Origin of the sequence: Halomonas sp. H5 (assembly GCF_050613175.1) — a bacterium.
Classification (GTDB): domain Bacteria; phylum Pseudomonadota; class Gammaproteobacteria; order Pseudomonadales; family Halomonadaceae; genus Bisbaumannia; species Bisbaumannia salifodinae.
Window position 1 is genome coordinate 526,887 of record NZ_CP192510.1, and the last position, 25,945, is coordinate 552,831.

Annotated in this window: 25 protein-coding genes; 22 read left to right on the forward strand and 3 right to left on the reverse strand. The window is 67.4% G+C overall.

Going from position 1 to position 25,945, the window contains the following annotated elements; translation table 11 throughout:
• Positions 1 to 3: 3 nt before the first annotated feature.
• Together ACQ1W9_RS02440 and ACQ1W9_RS02445 are read left to right on the forward strand one after the other, a co-directional pair.
• Positions 4 to 531 carry a TRAP transporter small permease subunit gene (locus ACQ1W9_RS02440; RefSeq protein ID WP_431025155.1) on the forward strand — a complete coding sequence of 176 codons (528 nt, stop codon included), beginning with the start codon at positions 4 to 6 and terminating at the stop codon, positions 529 to 531.
• Positions 521 to 1,810 (forward strand): TRAP transporter large permease, encoded by a 1,290-nt coding sequence (locus tag ACQ1W9_RS02445; RefSeq protein WP_431025156.1) that lies wholly within the window; start codon positions 521 to 523, stop codon positions 1,808 to 1,810. The genes ACQ1W9_RS02440 and ACQ1W9_RS02445 overlap by 11 nt, the downstream gene beginning before the upstream one ends.
• A 33-nt stretch (positions 1,811 to 1,843) precedes the next feature.
• Here ACQ1W9_RS02445 and ACQ1W9_RS02450 read toward each other — a convergent pair whose 3' ends face one another.
• A complete protein-coding gene (locus ACQ1W9_RS02450) occupies positions 1,844 to 2,797 on the reverse strand; it encodes a helix-turn-helix domain-containing protein (RefSeq protein ID WP_431025157.1) in 954 nt (317 codons plus the stop codon).
• A gap of 144 nt (positions 2,798 to 2,941) precedes the next feature.
• Between ACQ1W9_RS02450 and pobA the strand changes: the two genes are divergently transcribed.
• Both pobA and ACQ1W9_RS02460 read left to right on the forward strand, forming a co-directional pair.
• The gene (gene pobA, locus ACQ1W9_RS02455; RefSeq protein ID WP_431025158.1) at positions 2,942 to 4,138 is read left to right on the forward strand and encodes a 4-hydroxybenzoate 3-monooxygenase; all 1,197 of its coding nucleotides are present in this window, start codon (positions 2,942 to 2,944) and stop codon (positions 4,136 to 4,138) included.
• A 113-nt stretch (positions 4,139 to 4,251) separates the two neighbouring features.
• On the forward strand, positions 4,252 to 5,202 hold the full coding sequence (locus tag ACQ1W9_RS02460; protein WP_431025159.1) for a Gfo/Idh/MocA family oxidoreductase: 951 nt from the start codon (positions 4,252 to 4,254) through the stop codon (positions 5,200 to 5,202).
• Here the strand turns inward: ACQ1W9_RS02460 and ACQ1W9_RS02465 are convergent.
• A complete protein-coding gene (locus tag ACQ1W9_RS02465; RefSeq protein WP_431025160.1) occupies positions 5,138 to 6,406 on the reverse strand; it encodes a CynX/NimT family MFS transporter in 1,269 nt (422 codons plus the stop codon). The genes ACQ1W9_RS02460 and ACQ1W9_RS02465 overlap by 65 nt on opposite strands.
• A gap of 141 nt (positions 6,407 to 6,547) precedes the next feature.
• On the reverse strand, positions 6,548 to 7,450 hold the full coding sequence (locus ACQ1W9_RS02470; protein ID WP_431025161.1) for a LysR family transcriptional regulator: 903 nt from the start codon (positions 7,448 to 7,450) through the stop codon (positions 6,548 to 6,550).
• A 184-nt stretch (positions 7,451 to 7,634) separates the two neighbouring features.
• Here ACQ1W9_RS02470 and catA (ACQ1W9_RS02475) point away from each other — a divergent pair, with 184 nt between their 5' ends.
• The 18 genes from catA (ACQ1W9_RS02475) to ACQ1W9_RS02560 all read left to right on the forward strand — a co-directional run bounded on the left by catA (ACQ1W9_RS02475) (position 7,635) and on the right by ACQ1W9_RS02560 (position 25,941).
• Positions 7,635 to 8,609, forward strand: a complete 975-nt coding sequence (catA, locus tag ACQ1W9_RS02475; RefSeq protein WP_431025162.1) for a catechol 1,2-dioxygenase — start codon at positions 7,635 to 7,637, stop codon at positions 8,607 to 8,609.
• Between the two features lie 167 nt (positions 8,610 to 8,776).
• Positions 8,777 to 10,162 (forward strand): Rieske 2Fe-2S domain-containing protein, encoded by a 1,386-nt coding sequence (locus tag ACQ1W9_RS02480; protein ID WP_431025163.1) that lies wholly within the window; start codon positions 8,777 to 8,779, stop codon positions 10,160 to 10,162.
• On the forward strand, positions 10,159 to 10,647 hold the full coding sequence (gene benB, locus ACQ1W9_RS02485) for a benzoate 1,2-dioxygenase small subunit (RefSeq protein ID WP_346064058.1): 489 nt from the start codon (positions 10,159 to 10,161) through the stop codon (positions 10,645 to 10,647). Before ACQ1W9_RS02480 ends, benB begins: the two co-directional genes overlap by 4 nt.
• A 23-nt stretch (positions 10,648 to 10,670) precedes the next feature.
• Positions 10,671 to 11,696, forward strand: a complete 1,026-nt coding sequence (gene benC / locus ACQ1W9_RS02490; protein WP_431025164.1) for a benzoate 1,2-dioxygenase electron transfer component BenC — start codon at positions 10,671 to 10,673, stop codon at positions 11,694 to 11,696.
• Complete coding sequence (gene benD, locus ACQ1W9_RS02495) at positions 11,693 to 12,478, forward strand: benzoate diol dehydrogenase BenD (RefSeq protein ID WP_431025165.1); 786 nt, start codon at positions 11,693 to 11,695, stop codon at positions 12,476 to 12,478. Before benC ends, benD begins: the two co-directional genes overlap by 4 nt.
• Before the next feature lie 80 nt (positions 12,479 to 12,558).
• Complete coding sequence (locus tag ACQ1W9_RS02500) at positions 12,559 to 13,806, forward strand: benzoate/H(+) symporter BenE family transporter (RefSeq protein WP_431025166.1); 1,248 nt, start codon at positions 12,559 to 12,561, stop codon at positions 13,804 to 13,806.
• An 81-nt stretch (positions 13,807 to 13,887) separates the two neighbouring features.
• Positions 13,888 to 15,084 (forward strand): benzoate/H(+) symporter BenE family transporter, encoded by a 1,197-nt coding sequence (locus tag ACQ1W9_RS02505; RefSeq protein WP_431025167.1) that lies wholly within the window; start codon positions 13,888 to 13,890, stop codon positions 15,082 to 15,084.
• A 397-nt stretch (positions 15,085 to 15,481) separates the two neighbouring features.
• The gene (catA, locus tag ACQ1W9_RS02510) at positions 15,482 to 16,456 is read left to right on the forward strand and encodes a catechol 1,2-dioxygenase (RefSeq protein WP_431025168.1); all 975 of its coding nucleotides are present in this window, start codon (positions 15,482 to 15,484) and stop codon (positions 16,454 to 16,456) included.
• Positions 16,457 to 16,722: 266 nt separating this feature from the next.
• Positions 16,723 to 17,778, forward strand: a complete 1,056-nt coding sequence (locus ACQ1W9_RS02515) for a TRAP transporter substrate-binding protein (RefSeq protein ID WP_431025169.1) — start codon at positions 16,723 to 16,725, stop codon at positions 17,776 to 17,778.
• Between the two features lie 73 nt (positions 17,779 to 17,851).
• A complete protein-coding gene (locus ACQ1W9_RS02520; RefSeq protein ID WP_431025170.1) occupies positions 17,852 to 18,328 on the forward strand; it encodes a TRAP transporter small permease in 477 nt (158 codons plus the stop codon).
• A gap of 2 nt (positions 18,329 to 18,330) precedes the next feature.
• The gene (locus ACQ1W9_RS02525; RefSeq protein ID WP_431025171.1) at positions 18,331 to 19,614 is read left to right on the forward strand and encodes a TRAP transporter large permease; all 1,284 of its coding nucleotides are present in this window, start codon (positions 18,331 to 18,333) and stop codon (positions 19,612 to 19,614) included.
• A 79-nt stretch (positions 19,615 to 19,693) separates the two neighbouring features.
• Positions 19,694 to 20,806 carry an amidase gene (locus ACQ1W9_RS02530; protein ID WP_431025172.1) on the forward strand — a complete coding sequence of 371 codons (1,113 nt, stop codon included), beginning with the start codon at positions 19,694 to 19,696 and terminating at the stop codon, positions 20,804 to 20,806.
• Positions 20,807 to 20,834: 28 nt separating this feature from the next.
• Entirely contained in the window at positions 20,835 to 21,980 is a 1,146-nt protein-coding gene (locus tag ACQ1W9_RS02535; RefSeq protein WP_431025173.1) for an acyl-CoA dehydrogenase family protein, read from the forward strand.
• Between the two features lie 38 nt (positions 21,981 to 22,018).
• A complete protein-coding gene (locus tag ACQ1W9_RS02540; RefSeq protein ID WP_431025174.1) occupies positions 22,019 to 22,363 on the forward strand; it encodes an IacB protein in 345 nt (114 codons plus the stop codon).
• Between the two features lie 57 nt (positions 22,364 to 22,420).
• Positions 22,421 to 23,710: an aromatic ring-hydroxylating oxygenase subunit alpha gene (locus ACQ1W9_RS02545; RefSeq protein WP_431025175.1), complete on the forward strand. Its 1,290-nt coding sequence runs from the start codon at positions 22,421 to 22,423 to the stop codon at positions 23,708 to 23,710.
• Positions 23,711 to 23,715: 5 nt separating this feature from the next.
• Entirely contained in the window at positions 23,716 to 24,192 is a 477-nt protein-coding gene (locus ACQ1W9_RS02550) for an aromatic-ring-hydroxylating dioxygenase subunit beta (protein WP_431025176.1), read from the forward strand.
• 24 nt (positions 24,193 to 24,216) lie between these two features.
• On the forward strand, positions 24,217 to 24,960 hold the full coding sequence (locus ACQ1W9_RS02555; protein ID WP_431025177.1) for an SDR family NAD(P)-dependent oxidoreductase: 744 nt from the start codon (positions 24,217 to 24,219) through the stop codon (positions 24,958 to 24,960).
• Positions 24,961 to 24,984: 24 nt separating this feature from the next.
• Complete coding sequence (locus ACQ1W9_RS02560; protein WP_431025178.1) at positions 24,985 to 25,941, forward strand: PDR/VanB family oxidoreductase; 957 nt, start codon at positions 24,985 to 24,987, stop codon at positions 25,939 to 25,941.
• Positions 25,942 to 25,945 lie beyond the last annotated feature (4 nt).

Here is a 25,945-nt window from a genome sequence, read left to right on the forward strand (position 1 = left end):
AGGATGCAGTCATTCCTGGAACGGGCCAGCCAGTGGCTGGCCCTGGTCTGCCGCGTCGTCGCCGGCCTCGCCCTGGTGGCGCTGCTGGCGGTGACCATCGCCGATGTCGGCACCCGCTACCTCTATCGCGTCACCGAGGGCGCCCTCGCCCTGCGCGTGACCGGCAGCGTGGAGCTGGTCAGCTACCTGATGCTCTGCTCGCTGCTGGCCGCCATGGCCGCCAACGTGGAGAAGAGTCAGGTGGTGGTGGAGGCCCTCTCCCATGGCCTGGCGCCGGGCATCAAGCATCGCCTGCATGGCGTCTACCTGCTGGGCTTCGCGGCCCTCGGCCTGGTGCTCTTTCTCGGCCTGCTCGACTCGGCCGCGGCGGCGGCCCGGCATGGCGAGGTCACCCAGGACCTGCGCCTGCCGATGGGCCCGATCTACCAGACGGCCGCGGTGCTCAGCCTGTTGCTGGGCCTGCGCAGCCTGATTCATGCGCTGCTCGGGGCGATTTTCGGTGCCACTCAGGAGGTGTCGCATGGGGAGTGAGATGATCGGCGCCCTCGGCCTGGCCTTGCTGCTGGTGCTGATGGTGCTGCGCGTGCCGGTGGCGTTGACCATGCTAGTCGTCGGGGTGGTGGGCTTCGCCCAGGTGATCAGTTGGAGCGCGGCCATCGCTCAGCTCAAGACGGTGCCGGTGGAGGTGCTGTCCAACTACAGCTTCAGCGCCGTGCCGATGTTCATCCTGATGGGCGTGCTGGCGGCGCACTCCGGCATGGCCGGCAAGCTGTTCCACGCCACCCGGGTGATCTGCGGCGGCTGGAAAGGCGGGCTGGCCATCGCCGCGGTGGGCTCCTGTGGGGTCTTCTCGGCGATCTCGGGCTCCTCGCTGGCCACCGCCAGCACCATGACTCGGGTCGCTCTGCCGGAGATGGAACGCTATGGCTATAACCGTGGCCTGGCCACCGGGGCCCTGGCCGCCGGCGGCACCCTGGGCATCATGATTCCGCCCTCCATCGCGCTGCTGATCTACGCCATCCTCACCGAGCAGTCGGTGGGCGACATGTTCATGGCCGGCCTGGTGCCGGGGCTGATGGGCCTGGTGATGTATGCGCTGACGGTCAGCGTGATGATGCGCCTGAGGCCCGCCCTGGCGGTGGCCGGCGAGCCCACGCCCTGGACGGCGAAGCTGCTGTCGATGGGTGGCCTGGCGCCCTTCTTCGCGGTCTTCCTGGTGATGATCCTGGGCATCTACTTCGGCGCCTTCACCCCCACCGAGGGGGCCAGTGTCGGTGCCTTCGCCACCCTGCTCTATGCCCTGGCCAAGGGCATGCGGCTTGCCGGGCTGTGGAAGAGCGTGCAGGAGACCCTGGCGCTGTCGGCGGTGGTGTTCTTCATGCTGGTGGGTGCCGAGACCCTGGGCTACTTTATCTCGGTGTCGCGGATCTCCTTCTCGATCAGTGACTTCCTGTATGGCGTGGACCTGGCGCCGATCCTGGTGGTGCTGTGCATCCTGGCGCTCTACTTCGTGCTGGGGATGTTCATGGACTCCATCGCCATGCTGGTGATCACCGTGCCGGTGGTCTTCCCGATCATCCAGTCGCTGGGCATCGACCCGGTGTGGTTCGGCATCGTCACCGTGCTCACCGTGGAGCTGGGGCTGATGACCCCGCCGGTGGGCATGAACGTCTTCGTGATCAAGGCCATGGCGCCCCATGTGGGGCTGGGCGAGATCTTCCGTGGCGTGGCGCCCTTCGTGGTGTCGGACCTGCTGCGCCTGGCGCTGCTGATCGCCTTCCCGGTGCTGACCACCCTGTTCCTGCTCTGAGTCGCCGCCTTCGGCGCCCGCGTCGCCCCCGGTTCAGCGTGCCTGGCCGGGGGCGACGTCGTTGGGGGTGGCGTGCTGGCGCAGCCGGAAGTCCCGGGGCGAGAAACCGCTGAGCCGCTTGAAGAAGCGGGTGAAGTAGGCCGGTTCCGAGAAGCCCAGCAGGTCGGCGACCTGGCCGACGGTCATATTGGTGTAGGTGAGCTGGCGCTTGGCCTCCAGCAACAGGCGCTCGTGGAGCAGTTGCAGGGCGCTGCGATCGGCCAGGCGGCGGCACAGGGTATTGAGGTGGGCGCTGGTCAGGCCCAGTTGGCCGGCCAGGGACTCGATACTGGGCTGCTGACGGTACTGGGCCTCGATCAGCGCCTGGAAGTTGGCCAGGTGCTCGTGCCCCTTGTCATTGACCCGGCCGTTGACGCGACTCCCGGGCCGCGACGTCCGGTGGGGCGAGGGACGGCCCCGCTCGGCGAGGCGCGAGAGTTCGACCACCAGGGCCTGGATCAGTGCCTCCAGCAGGTGCGCGCGCCCCGGTGCCGGCTGGCGATACTCCTCGTCGATCTGGGCCACCAGGGTGGCGATCCGCCGTGCCGTCTCTGGCCGGTCGAGGCGCTGGAAGTCGGTGCGGGCCAGCGCCTTGCCCTGCTCTCCCAGGGCTTGCGACAGGTGCTCGGCCAGCGGCTGGGCCAGGGTGATGATGTGGCCCTGGACGTCCTCGGAAAAGCGGAAGCCGTGGATCGCCATGGCCGGAACCACGATGGTCAGCGGTCCCGCCAGGCGGTGGGGCATGCCCTCCAGCTCGAGGGTCACGTCGCCGCTGGCGAGGTGCAGCACGTGGACCAGGTCGGCGTGGCGATGGGGGCGGATATTCCAGTCGTGCAGGTGGCTGCGCTCGGGGATCGACTCGCAATGCAGCAGGTCCGGCGTCGGCCAATGGCGGGTCTCGCCGTAGAGCTTGAAGACGGGAACCGAGGCGGCGGGGGCGGTGAGCATGGCGGCCTCCTGGGGTGCGACCAAAGTCGATGTGATATCTTCGGTATGTCCAAGTAATGGTGCCAATCATGCCTTATTTATCGGGCGTATTCATTGAAAAATGCAAGTCACTGCATCATCAACGCATTCGACAGGGGTAGTCCCATGAAGACACAGGTCGCCATCATCGGTGCCGGGCCCTCGGGCCTGCTGCTCGGCCAGTTGCTGAGCCGCCAGGGCATCGACAACGTCATCCTCGAGCGCCAGAGCGGCGAATACGTGCTGGGCCGGATCCGCGCCGGGGTCCTGGAGCAGGGCATGGTCGACCTGCTGCGCGAGGCCGGGGTCGCCGAACGCATGGACGCCGAGGGTCTGCCCCACGATGGCGTCGAGCTGGCCTTCGACAACCGCCGGGTGCGTGTCGACCTGGCCGGCCTGACCGGCGGCAAGACGGTGATGGTCTATGGCCAGACCGAGGTGACCCGCGACCTGATGGCGGCCCGCGAGGCGACCGGCGGCACGACGATCTACGAGGCCGCGAATGTCCAGCCGCATGACCTGGAGAGCGACAACCCCGATGCCAAGCCCTATGTGACCTTCGAGAAGGACGGCGAGACCCACCGCCTCGACTGCGACTATGTGGCCGGCTGTGACGGCTTCCATGGCGTGTCGCGCCGCTCGATCCCCGCCGAGCGCATCAAGGCGTTCGAACGGGTCTACCCCTTCGGCTGGCTGGGCCTGCTCGCCGACACCCCGCCGGTGGCCGACGAGCTGATCTACGCCCGTCATGAGCGCGGCTTCGCCCTGTGCAGCATGCGCTCGGCGACCCGCAGCCGCTACTACCTCCAGGTCTCCCTGGAGGAAAAGGTGGAAGAGTGGTCCGATGCGCGCTTCTGGGAGGAGCTCAAGCGGCGCCTGCCCGAGGAGACGGCCCGGCAACTGGTCACCGGGCCGTCGCTGGAGAAGAGCATCGCGCCGCTGCGCAGCTTCGTGGTCGAGCCGATGCAATACGGCCGCCTGTTCCTGGTGGGGGACGCCGCGCATATCGTGCCGCCCACCGGCGCCAAGGGGCTCAACCTCGCCGCCAGCGACGTCAACACCCTCTATCGGCTGCTGGTCAAGGTTTACCAGGAGGGCCGCACCGACCTGATACCGCGTTACTCCGAGACCTGCCTCAAGCGCATCTGGAAGGCCGAGCGCTTCTCCTGGTGGATGACCTCGATGCTGCACAAGTTCTCCGAGGAGGAGGACTTCGCCACGCGCATGCAGCAGGCCGAGCTGGACTATGTGACCAGTTCCGAGGCGGGGCTGACCACCATCGCCGAGAACTACGTGGGGCTGCCCTACGAGTCCCTGGAATAGGCCGAGCGAACGACGATTTCCCCCTGGTCCCGGGCCACGATGGTGGCTCGGGACTTTTTGGCGTGGCCGGCATCCGGGCCGAGCCGGCCAGCATCGACCACGGAGTGTCTCTTATGATGGAACGTCCACTACGCCTGCTGCTGGTCGGGGAGGGCGGCATCGCCGGCGTCCATATGCGGGTGCTCGGGGAGATGCCGGGAGTGGAAGTGTCCTGCCTGGTCGGCGGGGTCGAGGCGGATGCCCGGGCCTTCGCCGCCGAGTGGGGCATCCCCGAGGTGACCCTGGACCTGGACGCGGCCCTGGCCCGCGAGGAGATCGAGGCGGTGATCCTGGCCACGCCGAGCCCCCAGCACGCCGCCCAGGCCGAACGGGTGATCGCCGCCGGCAAGCACCTGCTATGCGAGATCCCCATGGCGTTGCGCCTGGCCGACGCCGAGCGGATCACCGCGCTGGCCGCGGCCTCGGGGCGGGTCTGCATGGTCGCCCATACCCGGCGCTTCAATGCGCCGCACCGCGAGCTCAAGCGGCGCCTGGTCGCCGGTGAGTTTCGCCTCCAGCACCTGGTCGCGGAGACCTACTTCTTTCGTCGCGAGAATCGCAACATGCAGGGCCAGCCTCGCCGCTGGGTGGACAACCTGCTGTGGCACCACGCCTGTCACAGCGTCGACCTCTTCGCCTGGCTGCTGGATGACGTCGAGGTGGACGTCTGGGGTCACCAGGGGCCACCGCATCCCGAGCTGGACATCCCCATGGACCTGAGCCTGGGCTTGCGCTCCCGGGACGGGGTGTTGGCCACCCTGGCACTCTCCTTCAACAACCGCGGTCCCTTCGGCGGCTTCTATCGCTACATCGGCGAGGAGGCGACCCTGCTGGCCTACCGCGACGAGCTCAGGGATCACGACGGCGAACTCCAGCCCCTGACCGGCAACGGTTTCGCCGATCAGGATCGTGAGTTCATCGCCGCCATCCGCGAGGGGCGCGAGCCGGAGGCCTCCTTCGTCAGGTGTCTGCCGACGATGCGGCTGCTCGATCGGCTGGCGCGACAACTGGGGACGGCTCGCTGACGGTGGCCTGGCCGAGCAGCCGGGCAATACGCAGGGCGAGCAGGATGCCGAGCAGGGAGCAGGCGCCGGTAATGCCCCAGGTCCAGTGCCAGCCACCGGCCTGGGCGGCCAGCCACGCTACCCCGGGCGGACCGGCGAACTGGCCGAAGGCCGACCACTGCTGCATCCAGCCCACGGTGGTGGAGATGGTGCGTTCGCTGGGGGCCAACCGCACCGCCAGGGCGAACAGGGCGCCAGGAATCAGGCCGCCCATCGCCGAGAACAGCAGTACGGCGGCGAAGCGCAGCAGCGGCAGGGCCTCCGTCAGGGTGCTATAAGCGAGGAAGGTGAAGAGGCCGGTGGCCAGGAACCCCGTCAGGAGGAGCCGGTTGGCAGCGATACCGCGATGCATGAGTTGCCCCGCCCCCAGGCTGCCGATCACGTTGATGGTGGCCACCAGGGCGGTCAGCACGCCGACCTGGCCGCCGGAGAAGCCGGCCTGGTGGTAGATCGACGGCAGGAAGCCGATCACCGACAGCCACTGGCAGGCGTAGAGCCCGAAGCAGAGGGCGACCAGCCAGGGCCCGCGGGCACGCAGGGTCACGCTCAGCCGCCGGCCCCACCCCTCGGCGCTCACGGGCGCCAGGGCCCTGGCGGCCTGGCGTTGGCGGTCGGCGGGCACCCCGGCCAGCAGGCATGGCAGCATCAGGGCGGTCCACAGGGCCAGGCACCACCACCAGCCCTGCCAGCCCAGCCCCGCGATGACCCAGGGGCCGATCAGCAGGGAGGTCCCCATGCCGATGCCCATGTAGCAACCCCAGACCCCGAGGATGCGATTGAGGCGCTCGGCCGGCACCAATTGGCGCAGCAGCCCCGGCGCGGGTAGCACCGTCAGCAGGAAACCCAGGCCCTCCAGGGCGCGGCAGAGCAACAGGGCGCCGGCGGACTCGGCCAGCCCGCCCAGCAGGCTGGCCAGTGTCAGCAGGCCGAGGCCGGTGAGCATGCTGCGTCGCAGGCCCAGGGCATCGGCGGAGAGGCCGATGATCAGGCCCAGCGACATGCCGGCCAGCTGGACCAGCGAGACCAGGAAACCGGCCTGGACCAGCGTGATCGCCAGGGTCTCCTGCAGGGCCGGGATGGCGGGGGGAAGCTTGCCGACGTGCAGGGCGGCGGTGATGCCGGCCAGCACCACGAGCGAACCAGGCGACACCTTGATGGCCTTCATGGCGACTCCTGAATGATGTTGTGACTTATTATTAGGAGGCTAAGGTGGGCGGCGGCCGAATACTACTCCTTGGGGCTACGACTTAAGTCCTGCTCGCCCTGCTGGTGAGCGTGGCGTGGTTGGCAGGGCGCCTGGGCCCGCTCAGGGATAGCGCCCGCTGCGGCGGTTCTCCACCAGCACCTCGAGGATGGCGTTGGCGGCCTGCATCACCTCGGAGGGGGGCTCGCCACGGCGGCGGCTGCACAGGATCGGGATGGTGATGTGCTTCTCTGCCAGGTAGATAAAGCTGATGCCGTCACGGCGTACCCGCTTGACCTGCTCGGGCACCAGGGTGATGCCGATCTCCGAGGCCACCAGGCCCAGTGCCGTCTGCAGCTCGTTGGCCTCCTGGGCGACTTCCACCTTGAGCCCCTGGCGGTGGAACAGGCCGAGCACGGTATCGGCCAGGCTGGGGCGCGGCTTGGCGGGAAACAGGATCAGAGGGTAGTCGGCGAGTTCCGCCAGGGTGGGGGTGGTGCCCTCCAGGGGGTGGCCGCAGGGCACCACCGCCATCAAGGGTTCGTCGAACAGCACCTCCTGCTCCACGTCCGGGTCATCGATACGCAGGCGCCCGAAGCCGATATCGATACGCCCCGCCTTGAGGGCCTGTACCTGCTGCACCGTGGTCAGCTCCGCCAGGCTCAGCTCGACGTTATCCTTTTGTCGTAATCCCCGCACCAGTAGCGGTAGCTGCCCATAGAAGACCGAGGCGACGAAACCGATCCCGAACATCACCCGCTGGCTTCGGGCCATGCGGCGGGCGGCCTGCACCGTGGTGTCGATCTTCTCCAGTATCTGCAGGGTATGCTCATAGAAGAACTGACCGGTGGTGGTCAGGCGCATGCCACGGGGCCCGCGATCGAAGAGCTTGACCCCGACTTCTTCCTCTAAATGCTTGATTTGACGTGATAGTGGTGGCTGCGCCATATGCAGCCTGGCCGCCGCTCGGGTCAGGTTAAGCTCCTCGGCGACGACGCAGAAGTACCTCAGGTGACGCAGCTCCATGATACCTCCAGGGTATGGCTTGGGACCCAAACGATATTGGTTCTGTGCCCTGGGGGCAATCACACTTGCCCCATAACAGGGCAGACCGAGGCTCGACCCGGTGCCTTCCGCCAAGGAGCACGCCCTGCGAGACCCGCTAGCACCGGCTGCGACCGGTCATAACGATAATGACGAGGATAGCCCGATGAGCGTCAAGATCTTCGATACCCCGGAAGTCCAGGATTTCCTCAAGGCCGTGGCCGGCTTCGATCAAGCCGGCGGTAACGAGCGCGCCAAGCAGATCCTGCACCGCCTGCTCTCCGACCTCTATCGCCTGATCGACGACTTCGATGTCAGCCCCGAGGAGTTCTGGTCGAGCGTCAGCCTGCTCAACGCCCTGGGCCACGATACCCAGTTCGGCCTGCTGGCCCCGGGCCTGGGCTTCGACCACTACCTGGACATGCGCATGGACGCCGAGGACGCGGCCCGCGGCCTGGCCGGTGGCACCCCGCGCACCATCGAGGGGCCCCTCTACGTGGCCGGTGCCCCCGAGGCCGAAGGCTACGCGCGCCTGGACGACGGGAAGGACCCGGACGGCGAGACCATGTGGCTGATCGGCCAGGTGCGTGACACCGACGGCCGGCCGGTCGCCGGCGCCCGGGTCGAGATCTGGCACGCCGACTCCAGGGGCGGCTACTCCTTCTTCGACCCCTCGCAGTCCGAGTACAACCTGCGCCGTACCATCGTCACCGACGCCGAGGGTCGCTATATCGCCCGCAGCATCATCCCGTCCGGTTATGGCGTCCCGGAAGGCGCGCCCACCGACCAGGTGCTCAAGGCCCTGGGCCGCCACGGCGAGCGCCCGGCGCATATTCACTACTTCGTCTCGGCGCCGGGTCACCAGCACCTGACCACCCAGATCAACCTGGCCGGCGACAAGTACACCTGGGATGACTTCGCCTTCGCCACCCGCGAGGAGCTGGTGATCCCGGCCAAGCGCATCGACGACGCCGCCGAGATCGCCAAGCGTGAGCTGGACGGCCCCTTCGCCGAGGTGATCTTCGATATCGAGCTGAGCCGGACCGAGGCCGCCGAACTGCAGAGTCGCCATGTGCGTCCGCGGGCCAAGGAAGACGCGCAGGATGCCGGCAGCCAGTTGGCCGGTACCGCCAAGGTCTAGGCTCGACAGGCCGTCAGCATCGCGCGCCGGCGGGTCGCCGGCGCCCCCCGAATCCCGTTTTGCCCGTCCCGCCATGGCGCTCCTCGCCATGGGCTGGGGAAGCCTTGGCTTCCGCCGGGACGCGGCGAGTCCAACAGCGTCTCTGCCGAGACATCAGGAGTCCGATCATGACCCACAAGCTTGATCAACTCGAGAAACGCGTCCGCGGCGCCGTCATCGACGACGCCGAGGCCGGCATCTTCCGCTGCCACCGCAGCATGTTCACCGACCCCGACTTCTTCGACCTCGAGATGAAGCATGTCTTCGAGGGCAACTGGCTGTTCCTGGCCCACGAGAGCCAGATCGCGGAGCCCGGCGACTACTTCACCCTGACCATGGGCCGCCAGCCGGTCGTTATCACCCGCGACAAGGAAGGCGAGCTGCACGGCCTGATCAACGCCTGCGCCCACCGCGGTACCACCCTGTGCCGGCGCAAGCGCGGCAACAAGGGCACCTTCACCTGCCCCTTCCATGGCTGGACCTTCAAGAACGACGGCAAGCTGCTCAAGGCCAAGAACGAGAAGACCGGCGCCTACCCGGAGGGGTTCAAGCAGGACGGCTCCCACGACCTCACGCGGCTGCCGCGCTTCGAGAGCTACAAGGGCTTCCTGTTCGGCAGCCTGAGCGAGGATGTCCTGCCCCTGGAGGAGTACCTCGGCGAGACCAAGAAGGTCATCGACAATATCGTCGATCAGGCGCCGGAGGGGCTGGAAGTGCTGCGCGGCACCTCGTCCTACACCTATAACGGCAACTGGAAGCTGCAGGCCGAGAACGGCGCCGATGGCTATCACGTCGGCACCGTGCACTGGAACTACGCCTCCACCATGGATCGCCGCAACTATGACGCCGGCGGCACCAAGGCGGTGGACGCCAACGGCTGGTCGAAGAGCCAGGGCGGCTTCTACTGCTATGAGAACGGCCACATCATGCTCTGGACGCGGCTGCTCAACCCCGAGGTACGCCCGGTCTACACCCGCAAGGATGCGATCGAGAGCGAACTCGGCGAGGCCCGGGCCGACTCCATCGTCAACCAGACCCGTAACCTCTGCCTCTACCCCAACGTCTACCTGATGGATCAGTTCTCCACTCAGATCCGCGTGCTGCGCCCGCTGTCCGTGGACAAGACCGAGGTGACCATCTACTGCTTCGCGCCCAAGGGCGAGTCCGCCGAGGATCGCCGCGTGCGTATCCGCCAGTACGAGGACTTCTTCAACGTCAGCGGCATGGGCACGCCGGACGACCTGGAAGAGTTCCGTGGCTGCCAGACCGGCTACGCCGGCTCGCTGGCCGAGTGGAACGACCTGTCGCGGGGCGCCACGCAGTGGATCGAGGGCGCCGACGACAATGCCAAGGCGATCGATATGCAACCCCTGCTGAGCGGGGCCTCCCCGGAGGATGAGGGGATCTACGTGCTGCACCACAAGCACTGGGTCGAGCAGATGCTGCGCGCCATCGACAAGGAGCGCGGTCAGTTTATCGCCACCGAATCCGCGGCAGAGGGGGAGCACGCATGAGCATCTCTTATCAGGAACTTCAGGCCTTTCTCTACCGTGAGGCGCGGCTGCTCGACGACCGTCAGTGGGACGAGTGGCTGGAGTGCTACCGCCAGGATGCGGTGTTCTGGATGCCGGCCTGGGACGACGACGATCGGCTGACCGAAGACCCCGATGCCGAGATCTCGCTGATCTACTACCCCAACCGCGAGGGTCTCGAGGACCGGGTCTACCGGATCAAGACCGAGCGTAGCGGGGCCAGCACGCCCGAGCCGCGTACCACGCACCAGATCAACAACCTGGAAGTGCTCGGTCAGGACGGCGATGAGGTGACGCTGCGTTTCAACTGGCAGACCCTGAGCCATCGCTACAAGGAGACCCAGACCTTCTTCGGCACCTCCTTTTACACCCTGGACGTGTCGGGCGAGCGACCGCTGATCACCCGCAAGGTGATCCAGCTGAATAACGATTATATCCATCAGGTCATCGACGTTTACCACGTCTGATGCGCTGAGGGAGGAGAACCACCATGAGCTACACCATTGCCCTTAACTTCGAGGATGGCGTCACCCGTTTCATCGGCTGCAAGGTGGGCGAGACCGTCCTCGACGCCGCCTACCGGCAGAAGGTCAACCTGCCCATGGACTGCTCCGACGGGGTCTGCGGCACCTGCAAGGGCCACTGCGAGCAGGGCGAGTTCGATATGGGGGACGAATATATCGAGGATGCCCTCTCCGACGAGGAAGCTGCCGAGGGCATGGTGCTGACCTGCCAGATGGTGCCGTCCTCCGACTGCGTCATCCAGGTCCCGGTGGCCTCCACCCTGTGCAAGACCGCGGTGGGCAAGGTGGAGGGAACCCTGGCCCAGGTCGAGCCGCTCTCCGAGGACAGCATCGAGCTGATCGTGGACCTGGACGAGGGCAGCGAGCTGGCCTTCCTGCCCGGCCAGTACGTGCATATCGATGTACCGGGCAGCGAGGCGCACCGCTCCTACTCCTTCAGCTCGCTGCCGGGGGAGGGGCGTGCCACTTTCCTGATTCGCAATATCCCGAACGGGGTGATGAGCGGCTACCTGGCCGAGCGGGCCGCGGCGGGCGACCGCCTCAGCCTGACCGGTCCCCTGGGCAGCTTCTATCTGCGCGAGGTGACGCGCCCGGTGCTGATGCTGGCCGGCGGCACGGGCCTGGCCCCCTTCCTCTCCATGCTCGCCCAACTGGTGGAGAAGGGCTGTGATCAGCCGATCCATCTGATCTATGGGGTCAACAAGGACGATCACCTGGTCAAGGTGGACGCCCTGGACGCCTTCGCCGAGAAGCTGCCGACCTTCACCTACGCCACCGTGGTGGTGGACGAGGCCAGTGGCCACCCGCGCAAGGGCTACGTGACCCACCATATGGACGCCGGCGTGATGCACGATGGTGACGTGGACGTTTACCTCTGCGGGCCGCCGCCCATGGTCGACGCCGTGCTCAAGCATTTCGATGCCGAGGGCATCGTGCCCCAGAGCTTCCATTACGAGAAGTTCACGCCGAATGCGGCGGGGGAGGCCGCATGAGCCGTAATCGATTCGAAGGCAAGGTCATGGTGATTACCGGGGCCGCCCAGGGCATCGGCCGGCGGGTCGCCGAGCGGGCCGGCGCCGAGGGCGCCCGCCTGGCCCTGGTGGACCGCGCCGACCTGATTCACGAGGTGGTGGACGAGCTGGCCGAGCAGGGTGTGGAGGCCATCGCCCTGCAGGCCGACCTGGAGACCTGGGAAGGCGCCGCCGAGGTGATGGCCAGGAGCGTCGAGCGCTTCGGGCGCATCGATATCCTGATCAACAACGTGGGCGGGGCCATCAACTTCAAGCCGTTCACCGAGTTCAGCGACAGCGAGATCGCCGCCGAGATCACCCGCTCGCTGATGCCGACCCTGTGGTGCTGCCGGGCGGTGCTGCCCAGCATGGTGGCGCGGGGCGGTGGCGTCATCGTCAACGTCTCCTCGGCGGCCACCCGGGGCATCCACCGGATTCCCTACTCGGCGGCCAAGGGTGGGGTCAACGCCATGACCGCCTCGCTGGCCTTCGAGTACGCCGAGCACGGCATCCGCGTGGTGGCCACCGCTCCCGGCGGCACCGAGGCGCCGCCGCGACGCATCTCCCGGGGCACCCCCGAGCCGCGCAACGCGACGGAGCAGGCTTGGTTCCAGGCGCATATCGACCAGACCAAGCAGAGCTGCCTGATGAACCGCTACGGTACCCTGGACGAGATGGCCGCGCCCATCCTCTTCCTCGCCTCGGACGAGGCCAGCTATATCACCGGCAGCGTGGTGCCGGTGGCCGGCGGCGATCTCGGCTAGCCGATGGCCGGATCGGATGCCAGGGCCCGGGGACGGGCCCAAGCAGGATTCCAACGACAATAATTCCCCTGGAGCACACCATGAAGCATCTCGAGAAGGGCGTCGGCCTGCGGTCCGCGCCCAGGGACTTCCTCCGCGACCTCAACGTCGATAACCTCAGCGCCGGCGTGGTCGCCGGCATCTTCGGCCTCAGCGCCGGCATTATCCATATCAGCGCCGGCACCGCCGCCGGCCTCGACTCCCACTTCATCATGATCTGGGTGATCAGCTACCTGATGATCAATGGCCTGTTCGGCCTGGTGATGCCGGCCTACTACCGGCTGCCCATGCCCATGGCCAACTCCATCCCCGGGGCCCTGCTGTTCGCCGCCATCATCCCGGTGGTGGGCCTGGAGGCCGCCCTGGGGGCGACCCTGATCGCCGGGGCCATCTCTCTGGTGGCCGGCCTGGCCGGGGTCATGGGCATCGTCATGAAGCTGATTCCCATGCCCATCGTCATGGGCATGGTGGCCGGGGTGCTGCTCAAGTTCGGCCTCAACATGGTGGCGCCGCTGGAGAACGCGCTGCTGCCGGCGGCGATCATGATCCTGGCCTTCTTCTTCTCGGCTCGCCTGCTGCGCCGGGTGCCGCCGCTGATCGTCGCCATGCTGGCCGGTATCGCCTACATGGCCTATAGCGGCGTCGATTTCTCCGCGGTCGAGTTCTCGGTGACCTTCCCCGAATTCATCGTGCCGGAGTTCACCCTGAACGCTTTCCTCGCCTATGGCCTGCCGCTAGCGCTGATCCTGGTGGGCATGGAGACCCCCGCCGGGGTGGGGTTGATCAAGGGCATGGGCTACAAGCAGGTGCCGGCCAACGCCATCACCGCGGTGGGCGGCGTGGGCACCATGCTCTCGGCCTTCTTCAACCTGCACAGCACCTGTATCGCCGCGCCGATGACCGGCATCTGCGCCTCGCCGGAGGCCGGCCACAAGGACAAGCGCTGGGTGGCGGCGGTGGTGACCGGGGCCATCTTCGTGATCGCCGCGCCCTTCTACGGCTTCGTGGTCAGCCTGATCGAGGCGATGCCGGGCTACTTTATCGCCATCATCGCCGGCCTGGCGCTGCTGCGGGTGATCACCTCGGCGATGCATATGGCCTTCTCCGGCAAGCACGAGATGGGTGGCCTCTTCGCCTTCCTGATCGCCGCCTCCGGCCTGCAGATCCTCGGCATCGGCGCCTCCTTCTGGGCCCTGGTGCTGGGCGTGCTGATCTCGATGCTCTTCGAGACCAAGGACTTCGAGTTCCTGCTGACCCGCCGCGAGCGGTCCGGCAAGTCCGCTTCCTGATACTCTCGTCTTCCCCCTTGGCCCGAGCCTTGCCGGCTCGGGCTTTTTTCCTTTGTCGTCCAGCCGAGAGGGACTTTGACCATGTCGCGACTCAAGGATGTCTCGCTTCCCGCCATTACCGCCGGCTTCGTGGCGGTGCTGATCTCCTACTCGGGGCCCTTGGCGATCTTCTTCCAGGCGGCCCAGGGCGCCGGGGTCTCCGAGGCCATGATGACCTCCTGGGTATGGGCCATCTCGCTGGGGGCCGCCGTATCGGGGATCGCGCTCAGCCTGTGGCTCCGGGTGCCGGTGATCACCGCCTGGTCGGCACCGGGCACGGCGCTGCTGGTGACCCTGTTTCCGGGGTTGTCATTGAACGAAGCCGTGGGGGCCTATCTGACGGCGGCGCTGCTGCTGATCGTGATCGGCGTCACCGGTTCCTTCGACCGCATCGTCAGAGCGATCCCCCCGGGCATCGCCAGCGCCATGATGGCCGGTATCCTCTTCCAGTTCGGGGTCGGCGTCTTCCTCTCCCTGGAGGCGGCGCCGGGGCTGGCCATCGGCATGCTGATCACCTACCTGGTGGCGCGGCGCCTGACGCCCCGCTATGGGTTGATCATCCTGCTGCTGGTGGGCATCGCGCTGGCGGTGGGGCTGGAGGGCGCCAGCCTGCAGGGCATCTCCCTGCAACTGGCCGAGCCGCAGTTTATCCGCCCCGAGTGGAGCTGGCATACCACCCTGAGCCTGGCCCTGCCGCTGGTGCTGGTCAGCCTTACCGGCCAGTTCCTGCCTGGCATGGCGATCCTGCGCGGCGCCGGCTATGACGCCTCGGCCCGGCCGATCCTCGCGGTGACCGGCCTGACGTCGCTGGGCACGGCGCCCTTCGGCGGGATCACCACCGTGGTGGCGGCGATCACCGCCGCCCTGTGTACCGGCAAGGAGGCGCATCCGGACCCCGCCAAGCGCTACGTGGCCGGGGTCGCCAACGGCGGCTTCTATCTGCTGGGGGCCTGCTTCGCCGGCACCATCGTGGCGCTCTTCACCTCCCTGCCCGGGGAGTTCGTGGCGGTGCTCGCCGGCCTGGCGCTGATCGGCGCCATCACCAGCAACCTCAGCGCCTTCGTGGCCCAGAAGGATCACCTGGAGGCCTCGGTGATCACCTTTATCGCCACCGCCTCGGGCATCAGCTTCCTGGGCCTGGGCTCGGCCTTCTGGGGCGTGGTGGTCGGCGGCCTGGCCTACCAGTTGCTGCATGGCCGCTTCGCAATCTCGAGGGGGCGGCGGATCAGGGAATCCTGAGCTACTTCTTTCGTCGTAGCCCAGGCCGCGGTCGGGCGATGAGCCAGTCGGGGATGCGGCCCGGTCGGGCCCGTCGTGTCGTCGCCGGTGGGGGCGATGGGCCGGAGGCGGCCGATAGGGAGATGGCGCGAAATACAAGATAATCCACTGGTACGATGCGCTTGGTCGGGTAGTGATTATGAAAACCTGCTGGAATCCTGGTGCTTGTTACTGGATTTATTGGATGACCTCACCATACCCCTAGGGGTATGGCCGAAAGCCCAAAGGGTATTGGCTGGCTAGGCCGAGGATGGCGAATATACTTGAAAAGTGTAGTTTGTCCGGCGCCCGATCGGGCTCGGCGAGAGTGGCTCTCCCCCGGCAGAGGGGAACAAGGATAATGACAGAGGCCCAGACCATGACCGTAAAGATCTTCGATACCCCGGAAGTTCAGGATTTCCTCGAGGCCGTGGCCGGCTTCGATCAGGCCGGCGGCAACGAGCGCGCCAAGCGGATCCTGCACCGCCTGCTCTCCGACCTCTATCGCCTGATCGACGACTTCGATGTCAGCCCCGAGGAGTTCTGGTCGAGCGTCAGCCTGCTCAACGCCCTGGGCCACGACACCCAGTTCGGCCTGTTGGCCCCGGGCCTGGGCTTCGATCACTATCTGGATATGCGCATGGACGCCGAGGACGCGGCCCGCGGCCTGGCCGGTGGCACCCCGCGCACCATCGAAGGGCCGCTCTACGTGGCCGGCGCCCCCGAGGCCGAGGGCTTCGCACGGCTGGACGACGGCCAGGACACTGACGGCGAGACCATGTGGCTGACCGGCCGGGTGCGCGACACCGATGGTCGGCCGGTCGCCGGTGCCCGGGTGGAGATCTGGCACGCCGATTCCAAGGGCGGTTACTCCTTCTTCGACCCGTCCCAGTCCGAGTACAACCTGCGCCGCACCATCGTTACCGACGCCGAGGGGCGCTATATTGCCCGCAGCATCATCCCCTCCGGCTACGGCGTCCCGGAAGGCGCCCCCACCGATGTGGTGCTCAAGGCCCTGGGCCGCCACGGCGAGCGCCCGGCGCATATTCACTACTTCGTCTCGGCGCCGGGGCACCAGCACCTGACCACCCAGATCAACCTGGCCGGCGACCCCTACACCTGGGACGACTTCGCCTTCGCCACCCGCGAGGAGCTGGTGATCCCGGCCAAGCGCATCGATGATGCCGCCGAGATCGCCAAGCGTGAGCTGGACGGCCCCTTCGCCGAGGTGGTCTTCGATATCGAGCTGGCCAGGACCGAGGCCGCCGAGCTGCAGGTGCGCCACGCCCGCCCGCGGGCCAAGGAAGACGCCCAGGACCAGGCCAGCCAGTTGGCCGGCACCGCCAGGGTCTGAGCCAGTGCACCACCCGGGTGCCATCGCTTCCGCAGGGCACGACAAGGGTGCCTGGATCCTGGCGGTCTATCGCGAAGCCTTTATTCAAGTCGCTGTTTTATAAAGCCATTGAGATAAGTGGCACCCGGTTCGCCTGATAGTGGCGGGATTAGACTTAAGGCCTAGTCGGCCCTCGCCCTATGGTTTTATTTGAAATTTCATGTGATATTTAATGCATGTGGTGTCAGCGACACCCGGCACAATAACAATCACGAGGTGACCCCATCATGACGCAGCAAACCACGAACCCGACCCTGACTCCCCGGCGGCGCCTCGGCGCCGCCTGCCTCGGTGCCTTCCTGGCCGGCTCGCTGGCGATGAGCCAGGCCCAGGCGAGCGATATCACCCTCAACTACGCCTTCTTCGCCCCCGCCCAGACCTTCCCCGCGGTACAGATGGAGCACTGGGCCGAGGAGCTGGAGCGCCGCACCGAGGGCCGGGTGTCGGTCAATACCTTCCCCGGGGGCACCCTGCTGACCGCCGGCAACATGTATGACGGCGTGCAGAGCGGCGTCGCCGATATCGGTCTCTCCGCCACTTCTTATGAGCCGGCGCGCTTTCCGCTGATCAACCTGGCCGGCAACCTGACCGGCATCGAGGTCGACTCGACGGTGGCCAGCCGGGTGGTCTACGACCTGATCCAGGAGTTTCCCGCCGACCAGCTGGGCCTCGAGGATTTCAAGGTGATCACCGCCTTCACCTCCGAGCCGGGCTACCTGCATAGCCGTACCCCGGTGACCTCCCTCGAGGATCTCCATGGCCAGGAGATTCGCGTACCCGGCGACAGCACCGAGGTACTGGAAGCGCTGGGCGGCGTCCCCGTGGGCCTCAACCAGGCCGAGACCGGCGAGGCCCTGCAGGCGGGGGTGGTCGACGGCTATGTGGGCTCCCGCGAGACGCTGATGGATCTGCAATACGCGCGCAGCGTCCAGTACGTCACCGACTACCCGCTGACCAATGTGGTCTTCGTCGCCGCCATGAACCGCCAGCGCTGGGAGTCGCTTCCCGAGGACGTGCAGCGGGTAATCGACGAACTGGGCGCCGAGATGGCCCACTTCGCCGGCGACTACCTGGACGGCCATATCGAGGAGTCGCTGGCCTGGGCCGCCGACAACCACGACGTCGAGACCCTGACACTGAGCGACGAGGAGGCGGCGCACTGGGCCGAACGCCTGGCGCCCATCAACGAGGCGCGCCTGGCCCAGGTGGCCGAGATGGGCCTGCCCGCCGAGGCATTCCACGGGCGCATGCGGGAGCTGATCGACAGCTATCGCCAACCCTGAACCCCTGGGGTTACGGGCCCGGCGGCGGCCGAGTCGCCGCCGGAAGTGATCGACTCTGCGAGGCATTCGTCCCATGCATCGATGCAATCTCCTGATCAGCCGCGTCCTGCTGTTCGTGGCCGGCCTGGCCCTGCTGGCCATGGTCGCCCTGGTCGCCGCCAATATCGTTATGCGCCAGTTGGCCGCCTCCTTCGGCGGCACCAGCGAGATCGTCGGCTGGCTCACCGCGGTGGTGGTCGCCTTCTCCCTGGCCTATGCGCAGTTGAACAAGGCGCATGTGGAGCTGGATATCCTGGTGGCGCGGTTCCCCGCGCGCCTGCAGGCCTTGCTCCAGGCCCTGGTGGCCCTGGTCAGCCTGCTGTTCTTCGCCATGGTGGCCATCAAGCTCTGGGAGTACGGCTATGGCGCCATGCAGCGCGGCATGGTCTCCCAGACCCTGCGCCTGCTCCTCCATCCGATGATCTATCTGGTGGCCCTGGGCTTCTCCGCCTTCTGCCTGGTGCTGCTGGCGGATGTCTTCGGCAGCCTGAAACGAGTGGTGACGAAATGAGCATGACCCTGATGGCCGTGGTCGGCGTCCTGGCCCTCTTCCTGCTGATCCTGCTCAAGATGCCGATCAGCTTCGCGATGTTTATCGTCGGCTTCTTCGGCATGCTGCAGATGACCAGCCCGATGGCCGCCTACAACATCATCAGCTCGGGCATCTGGGAGCAGTTGTCGGCCTACTCGCTGAGCGTCATCCCGCTGTTTATCTTTATGGGCGAGCTGCTGTTTCGCTCGGGGATCACCGAGAAGATCTTCGCCTCCGCCTATGCCTGGATCGGCCATCGTCGCGGCTCCATGGCCACCACGACTATCCTCAGCAGCGCCGGCTTCGCGGCAGTCAGCGGCTCCAATACCGCCACCGCGGCCACCGTCGGTACCATCGCCCTGCCGGAGATGAAGAAGTTCGGCTATCACCGGGCGCTGAGCGCCGGTAGCGTGGCCACCGGCGGCACCCTGGGGGTGATCATTCCGCCCAGCTCGGTGCTGATCGTGATCGCCCTGCAGGCGGAGCTGGCCATTCGCGACCTGTTTATCGCCAGCATCGTGCCGGGGCTGATCCTGGTGGCGCTGTTCGTGATGACCATCGCCTGGCTATGCCGGAAGTATCCGGCCATGGCCCCCGCCGGGGAGCGTGCCACCTGGGCGGTACGGCTGACATCGCTCAAGGGCGTGCTGGAGATCGCGGCGCTCTTCGCCCTGGTGCTGGGGGGCCTCTTCGCCGGCTGGTTCACCTCCACCGAGGCCGCGGCCGTGGGCTGCGTGGGCGCCCTGGCCATCGTCGCCCTGCAGGGCCGCCTGACCCTGGAGGTGCTCCAGGAGGCGCTGGCCAATGCCCTCAAGTCCTCGGCCATGATCCTGATGCTGGTGGCCGGCGCGGTGATCTTCGGACGCTTCCTCACCGTGACCCGGCTGCCCTTCCTGGTGGGTGAGTGGGCCGCGGCCCTGCCGCTGCCGGCGATCCTGATCATGGCCTGCGTGCTGCTGATCTACGTGATCGGTGGGGCCCTGATGGACGCCATGGGCTTTTTGATCATCTCGATCCCGATCTTCTTCCCGGTGGCCCTGGCGCTGGGCTATGACCCCATCTGGTTCGGCATCATGGTGTGCATCGTCACCAGCATGGGGGCGATCACGCCGCCGGTGGGGGTCAACGCCTTTATCGTCAAGAGCCTCGATCCCGAGCTGGGCTTCGGCGATATCTTCCGCGGCGTCGGCTACTTCATGCTGCCCTACCTGGCCTGCATCCTGCTGCTGCTGGCGATTCCCGAACTGATCCTGTTCGTGCTCTAGGCAGGCCGAGGAGGGACCTCGCCGATGCGCTGGATTATTTATTTGAAATTTCATGTGAAAAATAACTAAAGGCCGAGACATGACCTCTGTGATCGAAGCCCTCGCCCTGGGGCGAGGCCCCAAACGGGTAGTGATCAAGGACACCATCGATATCGCCGGCTACCCGACCCGGGCCGGGTCGGCGGCCCTGGCCGAGGCGGCACCGGCCGAGCGCCATGCCGAGATCGTCGCGCGCACCCTGGCGGCGGGCTATCGCCTCGTCGGCAAGGCCAACCTCCACGAGCTGGCCTTCGGCATGACCGGTCTCAATGCCTGGACCGGCACCCCCGCGAATCCGCGCTTTCCCGAGCGGATTCCCGGTGGCTCCTCCAGCGGCTCGGCGGCGGCGGTGGCGGCGGGGCTGGCCGAGATCGGCATCGGCACCGATACCGGCGGCTCGATTCGCCTGCCGGCGGCCTGCTGCGGCCTCTATGGCCTCAAGCCGAGCTTCGGACGCCTCGATCGTCGCGGCGTGATGCCGGTGCTCAGCAGCCTCGACTGCGTCGGGCCCATCGCCGCCGACCTGGAGGAGCTGATCGACTTTATGGCGGCGGTGGATCCCCAGTTCGTGGCGCCACGCGGCGGGCAGCGACCGCGGCTGGGCTGGCTTCAGGTCGTCGCCGATGAGGCCGAGCAGAGCGCCGTGGAAGCCTGTCTGGCCGCCTCGTCACTGCCCACTTCGCCCGCTCGGCTCACGTTGCTGGACGAGGCCTATAAGGCGGCCATGGCGGTGATCAACCGCGAAACCTTCGACGCCTGCGCGGCCTGGCTAGATGACGACCGCCTCGGCGCCGATGTGGCCAAGCGGCTACGGGCGGCGGGGCAGACCACCGACGCCGAACTCCATGAGGCCGAGGCGGTGCGCCGCGCCTTCACCGCCGAGGTGGATCGGCTGCTCGAGGCCCACGACGTCCTGGCGCTGCCGACCCTGCCCCATGCGCCCCTGACCCGGGCGGCGGCAGACGCCGGCGAGCAGGACCTGACGATTTCCGCGCTCTTGCGGCCCTTCAACCTCTCCGGACATCCCGCCCTGACGGTGCCACTGGCGCCCCGGGCCGGGCGGCCGGTGGCGCTGCAACTGGTGGGGCGCCGCGGCGATGACGCCGCTATCTGCCGGGCCGCCAGCTATCTGGTGGATCCGGCCCGGGCCTGAGGCCCGGCTCAAACAATAGGAGATGCTTATGCAAAGCACCGTCGACAAGTCCCAGTGGGGCGGGGAAGCCCGCTTCGATGCGCTGCTCGAGTCCATCCGCCGGCGCCGCGAGGAGTTCGAGGCCCAGCGCCATATTTCCCAGGACATCATCGAGGAGTTCCAGGCCATCGGCGTCTATCGCGCCATGGTGCCGGCCAGTTACGGCGGCGACGAGAAGTCCCCCGCCGAGTTCCTGAAGATGGTCGAGGCGATCTCGGCGGCGGACGGTTCCGCCGGCTGGGTGGCCAGCTTCGGCATGAACCCCGCCTACCTGGCCGCGCTGCCCGAGGAGACGCTGAAGGAGGTATGGCGGGACTCCCCCGACGTGGTCTTCGCCGGCGGCATCTTCCCGCCCCAGCCCGCCGAGCGGGTCGATCGCGGCTTCCGCATCTCGGGACGCTGGAAATTCGCCAGCGGCTGCATGGGCGCCTCCCTGTGCGGCGTGGGCATCCTGCCCGACGAGGAGGGCGCCCTGCCGCGCATGGCGGTGCTGCCCCGCGACCAGGTGGCGATCGACCCGACCTGGGACATGCTGGGCATGGTGGCCACCGGCAGCCATGACCTGGTGGTCGAGGACGCCTATGTGCCGGAGGCCTGGACCTTCGTGCGCGGCGGCAAGCCCACCGTGGACGCGCTCTTCTTCCGCTACCCCTCGCTCTCCTTCGCCGCCCAGGTACTGGCGGTGACCACCCTGGGCCTGGCCCGGGAGGCGCTGGATGGCGTGCGCGCCATGGCCGGCGGGCGCAAGTCGGTCACCGGCGCCCCTAACCTGGGCGAGCGGGAGTATGCCCAGATCGCCCTCGGCAAGGCCGAGGCCAGGGTGCGCGCCGCCCGCGCCTTCTTCTACGACAGCACCGAGGCCGCCTGGGCGGCCATCCAGGCCGGGGGCGAGCCGAGCCGCGAGCAGATCAACCTGCTGCGCCTCTCCACCACCCACCTGACCCAGGAGTGCGCCGAGGCGATTCGTGACGTCTACCGGATCAGCGGCATGACCGGGGCCGACAACGGCCACCCCCTGTCGCGAATCCTGCGCGATTCCCAGCTCTGCACCCAGCACGCCTTTATGGGCGAGATCACCTGGAAGAACGCCGGCGCCATCTTCTTCGGCCATGAGCCCCTGCCGGGCTACCTCTAACTCACTCTTCCATAAGCGACCCAACGGAGATCACCCCTATGCACCGCGTACTCTTCTGCATCGGCATCAACCAGAACTTCATGAACGCCCCCGTCGAGGAGGGCAAGCAGGTCTGGCAGGCCTTCAGCCAGATGATGCAGGGCATCGATGAGCTGCCCGGCGTCAATATCCTGGGAATCATGGACGACGACCGCATCATGGTCGGCCCGTCCGCCACCGCCCCCTGGACCGCCTACATCATGGCCGACGTGCCGGACTACGAGAGCGTCGTCGCGGCCTGCAACTTCTTCCGCACCATCCCGGTGGGTGACGGCACCTACAAGCTGTGGAAATACGCCCGCGTCGAGGCGCGCATCGGCCGCGAGCTGGTCGTCCCCGAATGAGTCCCGCCCGAGTGACCCGCCAACGGATGATTCGTCGTAACGCATGAGGACAGGACCATGACGCAGTTGATTGATATCGAAAACGTGACCGCCGACCCCGGCCGCCTGGTGGAGGAGGGGCGCGTCCACAAGAGCCTCTACTCCGATCCCGAGATCTTCGCGCAGGAGCTGGACAGGATCTTCAACCAGACCTGGGTATGGGTGGCCCACGAGAGCGAGGTCGCCGAGGCCGGCGCCTACAAGACCGCCTTCGTCGGTCGCCAGCCGGTGATCGTCAGCCGCGACCGCAAGAAGAATATCCATGTGCTGCTCAACCGCTGTCGCCATCGCGGTGCCACCGTCTGCGAGGGCAAGCGGGGCAAGACCCGGGCCTTCACCTGCCCCTATCACGGCTGGGGTTACTCCCTGGATGGCGAGCTGCGCGCCATCCCCAAGGCCGAGGAGTACGAGGGCGTCATCGACAAGCAGGAGCTGCCGCTGGAGCGCCTGCGCCACGACTCCTACCAGGGCATGATCTTCGCCACCTTCAACGAGGAGGCCGAGCCGCTGGAGACCTTCCTGGGCGGCGCGAAGAAGTGGATCGACCTGTTTATGAAGCAGTCCGGCGGCTACCCGCTGCAGGTGCTCGGAGATCACCGCTTCCGCTTCCCCGGCAACTGGAAGATCCAGCTGGAGAACACCACCGACGCCTACCACTTCCCCATCGTCCACAAGTCCTTTATCTCGTCGCTGGACGACCAGACCTCCGAGGTCTTCGACTTCCTCGACGGCGAGGGCTTCGTCGAGGACCTGGGCAATGGTCATAGCGTCATGGTGATGATCCCCGAGCTGGTCGACCTGGAGGCCAACCTCGACGACCCCATCCCCGAGCGTTTCGCGGAGCTGGCCGAGGCGCTGCGCGCCGAGGGGCATGACGAGGCCGAAGTCCGTCGCCTGGTGCGCGCCGTGGGCGGCACCGGCTTCAACCTCAACCTCTTCCCCAACGTGGCCTGCTCCATGGCCTTCTTCCGGGTGCTGACGCCGATCAGCGTCGACGAGACCGAGATCCACCACGTGGCCATCGGCGGCGCCGGGGCCCCGGCGCCCTTCAACCAGACGCGCATGCGCCTCCACGAGCACTTCCAGGGTCCCATGGGCTTCGGTACCCCCGATGACGCCGAGGGCTGGGAGCGGGTGCAGAAGGGCTCCCTGGCCGGCCCGGACGGCTGGATCCTGGTCAACCGCGGCCTCAGGCGCATGGCGCCCTCCGCCGACGGCAACCCGGCCGGCGCGGTCTGCTCCGAGACCGGCATGCGCGCCGCCTACCAGATGTGGAAACGACTGATGAGCGACGAGGCAGGGGAGTAACGACCATGGCAGACAGCATGTTTCAGCAGGCGATCGACTTCATCAACCGCGAGGCCGACCTGCTCGACCACAAGGCCTATGCCGACTGGCTGGGGCTCTGGGAGCGCGATGGCACCTACGTGGTGCCGGTGGATATCCACGAGACGGATTTCGCCAACACCCTCAACTTCGCCTACGACGATCACGCCATGCGCGAGATGCGGGTGGCGCGGCTGAAGAACGGCGAATCGGTCTCCAGCGAGGCCCAGGAGGGCACGGTGCGCAGCCTGTCGCGCTTTTGCCTGCTCGACGAGGACGAGGCGTCGATCCGGCTGCGCTGCGCCATGTTCCTCAGCGAGGTGCGCCTGGCCAAGCCGCTGCTCTATCCCGCCAACGTGGAGTATCGGCTGACCAAGACCGCCGAGGGGCTGCGCCTGCACACCAAGGTGGTGCGCCTGATCAACGCCGGCCATCACCTCAATACCGTCGCCTTTATTTTCTGAGGCCCATTACTCGAGGAGAGGCACATGCAACCGATCGCCGTGATCACCGGCGCGGCCCAGGGGCTGGGCCGCGTTATCGCCGAGCAGCTGCTGGCGGATGGCTTTCGCGTGGCCATCACCGACCGCGACCGGGAGGGCGCCGAGCGCCTGGCCCGGGAGCTCGATCCCGAGGGCGGGCGTGCCCTGGCACTCGCGCTGGACGTGACCCGCAAGGAAGACTTCAGTGCGGCCCTTGACGCGGTGGAGGAACGCCTCGGCGCCCCCACCGCCCTGGTCAACAACGCCGCCATGACCCCGACGACGCCGGTGATGGAGATCACCCCGGAGGAGTTCGACGCCGTGGTGGCCATCAACCTGCGCGGCACCTTCTTCGGCTGCCAGGTGTTCGGCGACTACTTCGCCGGCCGCGGCTACGGGCGCATCGTCAATATCGCCTCCCTGGCGGGGCAGAACGGCGGCACCGCCTCCGGTGCCCACTACGCCGCCAGCAAGGGCGCCATCCTGACCCTGACCAAGGTCTTCGCCGGCCAGCTGGCGGCGGCCAATGTCACCGTCAATGCGGTGGCCCCGGGCCCCCTGGACCTGCCGTCGGTGCGCGCCGCGGTGCCCGCCGACAAGCTGGCGGGCATCGTCGAGCGGGTGATTCCGGTCAAGCGGCTGGGTAACCCGGCCTTCGTGGCCACCACCGTGGCGCGGCTGCTGGGCGATGAGGCCGACTTCGTCACCGGGGCGGCCTGGGACATCAACGGCGGCATCCATATGCGCTAGCCGCCCGTCGGCGAGGAGCCAAGCATGACACAAGATACCCTGACCCTGAGCGTCGCCCGGCGCCGGGATCACACCGACGAGATCGCGGTGCTCGAGCTAGTCGCCGCCGACGGCTCCGCCCTGCCGCCCTTCGAGGCGGGGGCCCATATCGACCTGCACCTGGGCGAGGGGCTGGTGCGCCAGTACTCCCTGAGCAATGCCCCCGCCCAGGGCGACCGCTATCGCCTGGGGGTGCTCAACGACCCCGACTCCCGGGGCGGCTCCCGGGCGGTGCACGAGCGCCTCCACGAGGGCGTCGAGGTGCAGGCCAGTGCGCCGCGCAACCACTTCCCCTTGGATGCCTCGGCGGGGCACAGCCTGCTGGTGGGCGGCGGCATCGGCATCACCCCGATGATCGCCATGGCCCATGCGCTCCAGGCCGCCGGCCGCTCCTTCGAACTGCACTACTGCTGTCGCTCCCGGGACAAGGCGGCCTTCCTGGAGGAGCTCGAGGGCACCTTCGGCGAGGCCCTGGTGCTGCACTGCGACGACCAGGGGCCGGCGCAGCGCCTGGAGATCGCCTCGCTGCTCGCCGCCCAGGGCGACGACGCCCACCTCTATGTCTGTGGTCCCTCGGGCTTCATGGACTGGGTGATCGGCACCGCCGGCGAGGCGGGCTGGCCGAGCGGGCGGGTGCACTTCGAGTACTTCAACGCCGAGGTCGACACCAGCGGCGGCGCCTTCGAGGTGGAGGCCGCGGCCAGCGGCGTCACGGTGCGGGTGGAGGAGGGCATGTCCATCGCCCAGGCGCTCAAGGCCGCCGGGGTCAAGGTGGACGTCTCCTGCGAGGAGGGCGTCTGCGGCACCTGCATCTGCGATGTGCTGGAAGGCACTCCCGACCACCGCGACCACTTCCTCAACGACGAGGAGAAGGCCGACAACGACCAGATGGCGGTGTGCTGCTCGCGGGCCAAGAGCGAGCGCCTGGTCATCGATCTCTAAGAGG